This is a genomic window from Pseudomonas sp. P9_2 (genome assembly GCF_034008255.1).
GTDB classification, from domain to species: domain Bacteria; phylum Pseudomonadota; class Gammaproteobacteria; order Pseudomonadales; family Pseudomonadaceae; genus Aquipseudomonas; species Aquipseudomonas synxantha_A.
Window position 1 is genome coordinate 1013679 of sequence record NZ_CP125376.1, and the last position, 11193, is coordinate 1024871.

The window sequence follows — 11193 nt, forward strand, 5'->3', positions numbered from 1 at the left end:
TTTGTTGGGGTGAGCAGGCCCTCCCTGTTCCCCCCAACCCACCGCTACTCCAGCGGCATCACCGTCACCCGCACCTCCGGGTCATGGCTCCCTCCCCCCAGAATCACCCCACGCAACGGCGACACATCGGAGAAATCCCGGCCCCAGGCCAGGGTGATGTGCTCCAGTGCCGGCTGCACATTGTTGGTCGGATCGAAATCCACCCAGCCCAACCGCGGGCAGAATACCGAGACCCACGCATGGGACGCATCGGCGCCGATCAGCCGTGGCTGGCCGGGCGGTGGCTGGGTCAGCAGGTAGCCGCTGATGTAGCGCGCCGCCAGGCCCCGTGAGCGCAGGCAGGCGAGCATCAGGTGGGCGAAGTCCTGGCACACGCCGCGACGACGCTCCAGCACCTCCACCAGCGGCGTGGCGACCTGAGTGGCTTCGGCATCAAAGGTGAATTCGCTGAAAATCTTTTGCATCAACGCCTGCACGCCGACCAACAACGGCTCGCCAGGCGGGAAGCAGCTTTCAGAGAACTCGACGAAGGTTTTTTTCAGATGCACGTACGGCGATTCGAAGCGATAGCGGCAGGCTTCAATCACCTCCATCGACAGCGCCTGGCTGCTGTAGGTAAAACTGTCACGGGTGCGGTCCCACGCCGGCGATTGCCCTAGGTCCAGCGCGGGTCGCGCCAGCACTTCCACGGTCAACCCGGCATTGACCAGCAGCTCATCATGAGGCCGCTCGAACGCCAGGCGCGTGATCGGGTTGCCAAACACGTCCAGCTCATCGCGGCGTGAAGAAGGCGGCGGGCTGATGTCCAGGGTTTGCCAGGTGCAACGCTGCCACGTACACGGCCGTGGCCACAGATGCGCCAGCTGCTGGGCCAGGGACACCGGGCTGTCGTAGTGGTAATGGGTATCGTGAAAAATCTGATAGCGCGCACTCATCACACCGACACCGTTTGCTGGCTGACATCATCCACATGGGCAAAATGGCGCAGCGCCAGGCGATCCGACACTTGCCCGCTCTCATCGGCGACCGCTTGCAGCAGGTCGGCCAGGCCATCCAGCGCGGCACGCACGCTGGGCTCGCCAAACAACGGGTTTTCAAGGCACCCCAGGTCAAAGCGCCCCAGGCGCTCCACCAACGGCGCGAGGCCGGTTTCCCTGGGCACCCCAAAATCATCATTGAGCCGACGCACGGTGCGGCTCACCAGTTTGAGCTGGAACAGCACCGCATGGGGGTTCTGCTCATCGAGCAACAACAGGTCGAGCACCGGGATCAGCTGCGGCACCGCCAGGTAGCGCGAGCGATAGGTGATGCTGCTGTTGCCCAGCTCCAGCAACCACTCCAGCCCCGCCTGATCGAACACCGCCACACCGCGCAGAAACGCTGCCAGGCTGGTACTGAGAAATTGCAGACGCTCAATGCGCCGGCCCATCATCAAAAAGCGCCAGCCTTCATCGCGGGTCATATCATCCAGGGCAAACCCGGACAGCGCCGCCAAAGACATCACCAAACGGTTGAGAAAATCCAGCAGCTCGCCGAAGTCCGGGGCTTGGCTTTCCAGCTCCATGGCTTCGCGTTGCAGCTCCACCAGGGCCTGCCAGTTTTCCCGCGACAGCTTGCCGCGCACCTGGGACGCTGCCCACTGCAAGCGCTGCAAATTGGCGCGCAGGCTTGAGGGCCAGTCATCACCGAGCAAGGCCGCGAGCAGACGCTCCGGTAGCTCGCCCTCCTCCGGCAACAGGCGCAGGCTTTCTCCAAGTTCGACCGCCGCCTGCAATGCCAACGGATCGTCGCCGTCGACATAACGCGCCAGCACAATGCGCAGCCAGCGCGCACTGTCATCGCAGCGTTCGCAATAACGGCCAAACCAGAACAGGTTTTCCACCACCCGCGACGGCAGATACGGGTCGCGGCGCACCAGATCATGGACGCCAATGGCGCGCTGGGCACGCCACTGTTCACCAGCGCTGGCGCGCTCGCCGAGCACCCATGTGTCCTTGCTCGCACCGCCGCGTTGCATCGACACCACTTCGGCATCGGCGTCGGCGGCCACACGGGTCAGGCCACCGGGCAGCACGCGATACCCCTCATCGCTGGCTACCGCGTACACACGCATCCCGATGGCGCGGTGTTGCAGATGATCTTCTTCGGTATGCCACACCGGCGCCTGGGACAACTGCGCCAGCTCCTGGGCGACATAGGCGTAAGGCCGCGCGCGCATCCGCTCGGCCAGGGCCTGGCGTTGTTGTTCATTCAAATCACGACCGAACACCGGGGCGAAACTTTGCGAAGGAAACGCCGGCTTGATCAACAGTTCCGGGAGCTTGCCCAGTGCCTCGGCCAGCACCGGTGCCTCACCGCACCACCAGGTGGCAATCGACGGCAGGATCAGCGCTTCACCGAACAGGAACTCGTTGATCTTCGGCAGGAACCCCAACAAGCCCGGCGACTCCAGCACGCCGCTGCCCAAGGCATTGGCCACCAGCACATTGCCTTGGCGCACGGCGTCAAGCAGGCCGGGCACGCCCAGGGCCGAGTCGGTACGCAGCTCCAGAGGGTCGCAGAAATCGTCATCCAGGCGGCGCATGATCGCGTGGACCCGGCGCAGACCGCTGAGGGTTTTCAGGAACACCGTGCTGTCGCGCACGGTAAGGTCGCCGCCTTCTACCAGTGGGTAGCCGAGCTGACGGGCGAGATACAGATGTTCGAAATAGCTTTCGTTGAAACGCCCCGGCGTGAGCAGCACGATCAGTGGCGGCTGGTCATCGCCGGGCGCCTGGCGGGCCAGGGTTTCCTGCAAGGTGCGAAAAAAACCGGTGAGGTGCTGCACCTGCAAATCACGGTACAGATCCGGGAAGGCGCGAGACACGATGGTGCGGTTTTCCAGGGCGTAGCCGGCGCCCGACGGGGCTTGGGTGCGGTCGGCGGTGACCCACCAGCGGCCATCCGGCGTGCGCGCCAGGTCGACCGCGTACAGATGCAGGAACGCACCGTCGGGCGGCTGGATGCCCTGGCACGGCCACAGGAAATTGTTATGCCCGAACACCAGTTCGGCCGGCAGCAAGCCTTCCTTGATCAGGCGCTGCGGGCCATACAGGTCGGCCAGCACCGCATTGAGCAGTCGCGCACGCTGGGCGATGCCGGCCGACAGTTGCTGCCACTCATCGGCGGCCAGCACATGGGGCAGCAGGTCCAGCTCCCACGGGCGATCAGCGCCCTTGGGGTCGGCGTAGACGTTATAGGTCACGCCGTTTTCCTGGATCTGCCGCGTCAGCAACGCCTGGCGCTGGGCCAGTTGTGCGGGCGTACTGCGTTGCAGATGGTCGAGCAAGCGCTGCCAATGGGCACGCACCGCGCCGCCGGCGTCCAGCAGTTCGTGATAGGTGCCCGCGGTCAGCGGGTAACGGTCGAGCAAGTCGGACATGGAACGCTCGGCAGAGGCAAGGGAAGTCAGGTTAACTCAAATTCACTACGATCCAATGTGGGAGCTGACTTGCCTGCGATAGCGGTGTGTCAGTCACCAGAACTATCGACTGAACCACCGCTATCGCAGGCAAGCCAGCTCCCACACTTGGATCATGTTCATTCCTTATTTTTTGTAAAACGCCGCAAATCCAGGGTCATTGGCAATTCACCGTTCACCACTACAGTCGGCACCACAAGCTTGCCAGGGCTATGCCCCAAGCGGAAAAACCGCGCCATGCGCCGGCTTTCCGCCTCATTGGCATTCACCGGCAAGCTGTCGTAATTGCGCCCGCCCGGATGCGCCACATGGTATTGGCAGCCACCCAGCGAGCGCTGCATCCAGGTGTCGAGCAGGTCGAACACCAACGGCGCATGGACTGCAATGGTCGGTTGCAGGCAGTTGGCCGGTTGCCAGGCGCGGTAACGCACACCGGCAACAAACTCTCCCACCCGACCGGTCGGTTGCAGCGGCACGGGTATGCCGTTGCAGGTCAGCAGATAGCGCTGCGCCGGCAGGCCAGTCAACTTGACTTGCAGGCGCTCCAGAGACGAATCCACATAACGTACCGTGCCGCCTACCGCGCCCTCCTCGCCCAACACATGCCAAGGCTCCAGGGCCTGGCGCAGTTCCAGTTCGATACCGCTGACGGCGTAGTCGCCCACCTTGGGGAAGCGGAATTCCAAGTGCGGCGCGAACCATTCGGCACGCAGCGGGTAGCCGGCCGCGTTCAGCTCGACGATCACGTCGGCAAAGTCCTGCTCGATAAAGTGCGGCAACAGGAAGCGGTCGTGCAACTCAGTGCCCCAACGCGCCAGCTTCGGCGGCGCATAAGGTTCGCGCCAGAACCGTGCGACCAGCGCGCGCAGCAGCAATTGCTGAGTCAGGCTCATGCGCGCATGGGGTGGCATTTCGAAAGCGCGCAACTCCAGCAGGCCCAGGCGGCCCGTGGCGCCGTCCGGTGAGTAGAGTTTGTCGATACAGAATTCGGCGCGATGGGTATTACCCGTCACGTCGATCAGCAGGTTGCGCAACAGGCGATCCACTAACCACGGCGGGCACTCCTCGCCCGGTGCCGGCATCTGCGCGAAGGCGATTTCCAGTTCATACAGCGCATCGTTGCGCGCCTCATCCACCCTGGGCGCCTGGGAGGTGGGGCCGATAAACAGGCCGGAGAACAAATAGGACAACGACGGGTGGTTGTGCCAGTAGCTGATCAGGCTGCGCAGCAGGTCCGGCCGGCGTAGGAAGGGCGAGTCCTTGGGCGTCGCGCCGCCCAGCACGAAGTGGTTACCGCCACCGGTGCCGGTATGGCGCCCATCGATCATGAACTTCTCGGTGGTCAGGCGGGTTTGCCGGGCCTCTTCGTAGAGGAATTCGGTGCGTTCCACCAACTCGTCCCAGGTGGCGGACGGCTGTACGTTGACCTCGATGACACCAGGATCTGGCGTGACCCGGAAATTGCTCAGGCGCGTATCCGCTGGCGGCTCGTAGCCCTCCAGCAGTACCGGGCAATGCAGCTCTTGGGCGGTGGCCTCAATGGCAGTCACCAGCTCCAGGTAATCCTCGACGCGCTCCAGCGGCGGCATAAACAGGTACAGGCGCCCTTCCCGTGCTTCGGCGCACAGCGCGGTACGGGTCAGCCAGTCGGCGGACTCATCCACCTGCGGCACACGCTCGTCACTCCGGGCCGGCTCGCCAGGGCTGCGCAGTTGCTCCGCCGTGGGAAGCTCGGGCTGGTCCTGGTTCGGGTCGGTCGGGTGCACGAACGGATACTCTGCCGCCGTCACCCAGGGCTGGGAAGCCAACGGCAGCCGGTAACCCAGCGGCGAATCACCCGGCACCAGGCGGCAGTGGTTATCGCGCAGGTACCAACGCCCACTCTGCCAGCGGTCATTGGCCGCAGTCCGTGCCAGCGGCAGCACTTGGCCGATGACTTTATCCAGGCCCTGGCTGAACACTTTGCGCAGGCGCTCACGCTCCAGGTCGTCGCTCAGGCGCGGGTCTTGGGCGGTGACGTTCTGGGGCAGCGCCCCTTCGCGCCACAGGTAGTAGAAATTGTCCTCGAACGCAGGGAACACAAAGCGCGCCGGCAGTTTCAGGCGCTCGGCGACGCTGGCCAGGAAACGCCCGGCCATCACCCCATCGGCGCCGTAGTCTTCTTGCTCATCGGCGACCAGTGCACTGTTGTGCCAGATCGGCACGCCGTCGCGGCGCCAGTAGCAATTGAGCGACCAGCGCGGCAGTTGCTCGCCGGGGTACCACTTGCCTTGGCCGAAATGCACCAGGCCCTTGGGCGCATAGTGCTGGCGCAGGCGCTGGAACAGCTCGGCCGACAGGCGACGCTTGTCCGGCCCCAGGGCTGCGGTGTTCCACTCGGCGCCGTCGGGGTCGTCGATAGAAACGAAGGTCGGCTCGCCGCCCATGGTCAGGCGTACGTCGTCCTTGAGCAGATCGCCATCGATCTGCCGGCCCAGGGCCTGGATCGCCAGCCATTGTTCTTCGGTGTAGGGCTTGGTCACCCGTGGCGCTTCCCAGATGCGCTCCACCGACATCTCGTGGGTGAATTCGCATTCGCACGGTTCCACCAACCCACTGATCGGTGCAGCGGAGGATGGGTCGGGACTACAGGCCAAGGGGATATGCCCTTCACCGGCGAACAACCCGGACGTGGCATCCAGGCCAATCCAGCCAGCGCCGGGCAAATACACTTCGCACCAGGCGTGCAGGTCGGTGAAGTCCACCTCGGTACCGGAGGGGCCGTCGAGGGCTTTGACGTCAGCGGTGAGCTGAATCAGATAACCAGAGACAAATCGCGCCGCCAAGCCGAGGTTGCGCAGCAATTGCACCAACAGCCAGGCCGAGTCGCGGCAGGAGCCGGACGCGTTTTCCAGGGTGAACTCCGGGGTTTGCACGCCCGGTTCCATGCGGATCAGGTAGCCGATATCGGCGGCCAGGCGTTGGTTCAGCCCAACCAGGAAATCCACCGCGGGCAAGGGTGTGCGGTCAATACCGGCCAGGTAGGCGGCAAACCTTGGCGTCAGCGGCAAGGTTTCCAGGTACGGCGCCAGCTCGCGCTGCTCATCGGCGGCGTAGCTGAACGGGATTTTTTCGGCGTAGGGCTCCAGGAAAAAATCGAACGGATTGAACACCGCCATCTCGGCGACTAAGTCGACTTCGACGCGCAACTCGTCAGTCTTTTCCGGGAATACCAGGCGCGCCAGGTAATTACCCTGAGGGTCTTGCTGCCAGTTGATGAAATGCTGCTCCGGCAGCACTTTCAGCGCGTAGGACAAAATCCGCGTACGGCTATGGGCCGCCGGGCGTAGCCGAACGATCTGTGGGCCGAGTTCAACAGCACGGTCGTAGCGGTAATGCGTAACGTGGTGCAACGCGACATGAATCGACACGGCGGCCTCCTGCGAGCCAGGGCATGAACACAAAGCGCGCAAGACTTATGCCAGAGCGGCCGTCATTGCGCTTTATCGTATGACCCGGTGCAGTACAGCACCAAAACGGCGCCAACGTACGTGCCACGGTGCAAGGGCTGCACACATTTGTGGCGCCAGTGTGAGGATGGGTGGTGAATCTACTCAATCAACGGGCTTTGCGCTTTGCGATTGCGGCTTGGCGCAGATGGCGTATCTCGGACAGTTTTTTGCGCATTTCGCGGTGGCGTTTGCTGTTGAGCAGCAGTAACCCCAACAGCGGAAAGAGTACAATCAACACCGCGCAAACAGGTCACGCCAGCCATGGAAACCACAGCTGAGCCGGAGAAGATCGCCATGAAAATCGTCCCCATGAATACGGGGAAATGACGCGCCAGGAATCTGTTTATCGAAGGCGGCTCCTTCACATGCGACTACTCGATCTGACGGTTGATTTGACAGACTGCCGAATGCGACGGATTTCCACGAGTTTCGTGCGCATCTCTCGTTGAACCTTGCTATTGAGTGTCAATAATCCGAGCAATGGGAATAACAGCGCCAACCCATAAAGAACTTTGTGAGGCCGGAATTGAACCATCGGAACGACAAACAGTAGACAGGCGACGTAGATACCGACCATTACCCACACCCAGGAGGGTCGGCCCCGCAACATCATAAAGTTGCTATGGACCGTCAACAGAATGAGCAGCGCCCCGACCAACATGATCTTGAGCCCCACTTGAGCCAGCGGCACATCACGAAAATAGGTGACGAACGTCAGCGCCACAGCCAATGCCAAAGAAAAACACGCAGCAAATACGCCGCCCATAAACGTCAGAAAGTATTGCCTGAAAAAGTCGCGTAGCGTCATTAACTCGTTCATTCGTTTATTTCCTCGTACAACCCTATCGCTATGGTATTGACGTTTCCGGAGTACGCACTCCCGCCAAACCCTATGCTTGCGCCCAGGACGTCTTTGATCTGGGTAGTGGTGCTGTGCTTGAGCTGCGTAGGGGTGAAACGCTTGGTGAGCTCACCCGACGCCTGCTTCAATTTGAGCATCTTCGCAGTCAAGCTGGGATGGTTGATGCTGAGTAGCTCTTTCGTCAGCTTGGCTCTTTCCTGGCGATTCAAACCGCGAAGCACTTCACGCAGGCTCTTGCCCGTCGATGCAGTGGCGGCCCTAACCAGCTTGACCGTCGTCAGGGCCGAGGCGCCCACGCCTGCCAGGGATACTGCGTCCAGCACAATGGAAGCATTCTGGTACCAGCCCTCACTGTCGAGCCAATCCTTTACCTCAGGCTTGGCGACCTCCAGCGCTGTCCGGGCAATGCCGTTGAAACACTGAAGCGAACTTGCGCCGGCAGCCGCATACCCCACCACAACGATGACGGAACTGGCGCCGGCACTGAAAGGCACCAGAATTGTTCCACTGGCGATCGCAGCCCAACTGATGACAGCCCCAAAGCAGGAGACTCCGGTATTCACGGCTTCGCCAATCAGTCGCGATTCTCGAGGATTGCTCACGACATGTTGAGCAAACTGCGTTGGCGCAATGTACTTCTGCGCTTCACGCAAAATGATGCGCTTGGGCTTGATGCTGCAGATGGGCTTGAATTCGCGCAGGGTAATGACGTTGAAGTCGGCGTCGATGTATACGACGCCTGCGCCAACGATACCAGGATCGGCGTCGATGGCCGCAAACAGGCGCGGCAGGTTGATCTGGCTCTCAATGCGCTGGCGCGCCATGAACTGGGAGCGGTTGGAGTCCATGCCAATGTTGAGCAAGGGGTTGCCCATAAGTGTTCTTCCTTGAAATTGATAGTGCCCAGACCGGCCTCATAGCAGGCAAGCTCCCACTGGGGAATGCATTCCAAGTGTGGGAGCTGGCTTGCCTGCGATAGCAATCTAATGGACGCCACCTTACCAAACAGGCTCCCCCTCGACCAGAAAGCAAAACGCCAGCACGAGGCTGGCGTTCTGCATATTCAAGCGATGATCAACGCGGCACTACCGGCTTGCGCGCAGGCTTGCCGCCCTTGCCCTTGGCCGCATCGGCACGCTCTTTGGCGGCCTGCTTGTTACGCGCCTGAGCAGCCGCCTTGGCTTGCTCACGCTTGTCCCACGGGTTGCTGCCGTCGCTGCCACGGGGCGGCAGGCCGGTGTGCTGGGTGAGGATCCTGGTGGTGGTTTCCTTGGCGACCTTGTGGCTGCCGGCCGGCGTCGAGTTCTTGCGACGGGCGCTCTGGTAGCTGTCGGTGGCCGGCTGGTGCAGCGGGATCAACTGGTCTTTACCCGGTCCGATCAGGTCGGCGCGGCCCATGCGCGTCAGTGCTTCACGCAACATTGGCCAGCCTTTGGGGTCGTGATAGCGCAGGAACGCCTTGTGCAGACGGCGCTGTTCTTCGCTCTTGACGATGGTCACCGCGTCGCTCTTGTAGGTGACCTTGCGCAGCGGGTTCTTGCCCGAGTGGTACATCGCGGTGGCGGTGGCCATCGGCGACGGGTAGAACGCCTGCACCTGATCGGCACGGAAGCCGTTGCCCTTGAGCCACAGGGCCAGGTTCATCATGTCTTCATCGGTGGTGCCCGGGTGGGCGGCGATGAAGTACGGGATCAGGTACTGCTCCTTGCCCGCTTCCTTGGTGTACTTCTCGAACATGCGCTTGAACTTGTCATAGCTGCCGATGCCCGGTTTCATCATCTGGTTGAGCGGACCTTCCTCGGTGTGTTCCGGGGCGATCTTCAGGTAGCCACCCACGTGATGGGTCACCAGCTCTTTCACGTACTCAGGCGACTCGACGGCCAGGTCGTAGCGCAGGCCGGAAGCAATCAAAATCTTCTTCACCCCCGGCAATGCACGGGCGCTGCGGTACAGCTGGATCAAGGAGGAGTGGTCGGTATTCAGGTTCGGGCAGATGCCAGGGAACACGCACGACGGCTTGCGGCACGCGGATTCGATTTCCGGGCTCTTGCAGGCAATGCGGTACATGTTCGCGGTCGGCCCGCCGAGGTCGGAGATCACCCCGGTAAAGCCCGGCACCTTGTCGCGGATCTCTTCGATTTCGCGAATGATCGACTCTTCGGAACGGTTCTGGATGATGCGGCCTTCGTGCTCGGTGATCGAGCAGAAGGTGCAGCCGCCGAAGCAGCCACGCATGATGTTTACCGAGAAGCGGATCATGTCGTAGGCCGGGATTTTCTCGTTGCCATACGCAGGGTGCGGTACGCGGGCATAAGGCATACCGAACACGTAGTCCATTTCTTCGGTGGTCATGGGGATGGGCGGCGGGTTGAACCAAACGTCCACGTCACCATGTTTCTGCACCAGGGCGCGGGCGTTGCCCGGGTTGGTTTCCAGGTGCAGCACGCGGTTGGCGTGGGCGTAGAGCACCGCGTCACCGCGGACTTTTTCCACCGACGGCAGGCGGATCACAGTCTTGTCGCGGGTCATGCGCGGGCTGGCCAGGATCTGCACGACCTTGGCTTCTTCCGGGTCATCCACCGGCCCTTTCTCTTGCTCGATGGCGCAGGCCTGGGTGTCCTGGGTGTTGACGTACGGGTTGATGATCTTGTCGACCTTGCCCGGGCGGTCGATACGCGTGGAGTCCACTTCGTACCAGCCCGCGGGTGTGTCACGGCGAATGAACGCGGTGCCGCGCACGTCGGTGATGTCTTCGATCTTGTGGCCCCACGACAGGCGCTGGGCGACTTCGACAATGGCGCGCTCGGCGTTGCCGTACAGCAGGATATCGGCGGTGGCGTCGATCAGGATCGAGTTGCGCACCCGGTCCTGCCAGTAGTCGTAGTGGGCGATACGGCGCAGGGAGGCTTCGATGCCGCCAAGCACGATCGGCACGTTCTTGTAGGCTTCCTTGCAGCGCTGGCTGTACACCAGGCTGGCGCGGTCCGGGCGTTTGCCGGCCATGCCGCCTGGGGTGTAGGCGTCGTCGGAGCGGATTTTCTTGTCGGCGGTGTAGCGGTTGATCATCGAGTCCATGTTGCCGGCCGCGACGCCGAAGAACAGGTTCGGTTCGCCGAGCTTCATGAAGTCGTCTTTGGACTGCCAGTTCGGCTGGGCAATGATCCCGACGCGAAAGCCCTGGGACTCCAGCAGCCGGCCGATGATCGCCATGCCGAACGATGGGTGATCCACATACGCATCTCCGGTGACGATGATGATGTCGCAGGAATCCCAGCCAAGCTGATCCATCTCCTCCCTGCTCATCGGCAGGAATGGCGCAGGACCGAAACATTCGGCCCAGTACTTGGGATAGTCAAATAACGGCTTGGCTGTTTGCATGA

Annotated in this window: 6 protein-coding genes and 1 pseudogene; all 7 read right to left on the reverse strand. The window is 62.1% G+C overall.

Features of this window, described 5'->3' with window-relative positions:
• Nucleotides 1-44 precede the first annotated feature (44 nt).
• Nucleotides 45-935: a transglutaminase family protein gene (locus QMK52_RS04450; RefSeq protein ID WP_005784269.1), complete on the reverse strand. Its 891-nt coding sequence runs from the start codon at nucleotides 933-935 to the stop codon at nucleotides 45-47.
• Entirely contained in the window at nucleotides 935-3421 is a 2487-nt protein-coding gene (locus tag QMK52_RS04455; RefSeq protein WP_005784267.1) for a circularly permuted type 2 ATP-grasp protein, read from the reverse strand. The genes QMK52_RS04450 and QMK52_RS04455 overlap by 1 nt, the downstream gene beginning before the upstream one ends.
• 158 nt (nucleotides 3422-3579) lie before the next feature.
• Nucleotides 3580-6870, reverse strand: coding sequence for a DUF2126 domain-containing protein (locus tag QMK52_RS04460; protein WP_194439957.1), 3291 nt, complete (start codon nucleotides 6868-6870; stop codon nucleotides 3580-3582).
• A gap of 187 nt (nucleotides 6871-7057) precedes the next feature.
• A pseudogene (locus QMK52_RS04465) lies at nucleotides 7058-7316 on the reverse strand (hypothetical protein).
• Complete coding sequence (locus tag QMK52_RS04470; protein ID WP_005784261.1) at nucleotides 7313-7771, reverse strand: hypothetical protein; 459 nt, start codon at nucleotides 7769-7771, stop codon at nucleotides 7313-7315. The pseudogene QMK52_RS04465 and the gene QMK52_RS04470 overlap by 4 nt, the downstream one beginning before the upstream one ends.
• Complete coding sequence (locus tag QMK52_RS04475) at nucleotides 7768-8688, reverse strand: hypothetical protein (RefSeq protein WP_005784259.1); 921 nt, start codon at nucleotides 8686-8688, stop codon at nucleotides 7768-7770. Before QMK52_RS04475 ends, QMK52_RS04470 begins: the two co-directional genes overlap by 4 nt.
• A gap of 199 nt (nucleotides 8689-8887) precedes the next feature.
• The gene (locus tag QMK52_RS04480) at nucleotides 8888-11191 is read right to left on the reverse strand and encodes a YgiQ family radical SAM protein (RefSeq protein WP_005784258.1); all 2304 of its coding nucleotides are present in this window, start codon (nucleotides 11189-11191) and stop codon (nucleotides 8888-8890) included.
• Nucleotides 11192-11193: the final 2 nt, after the last annotated feature.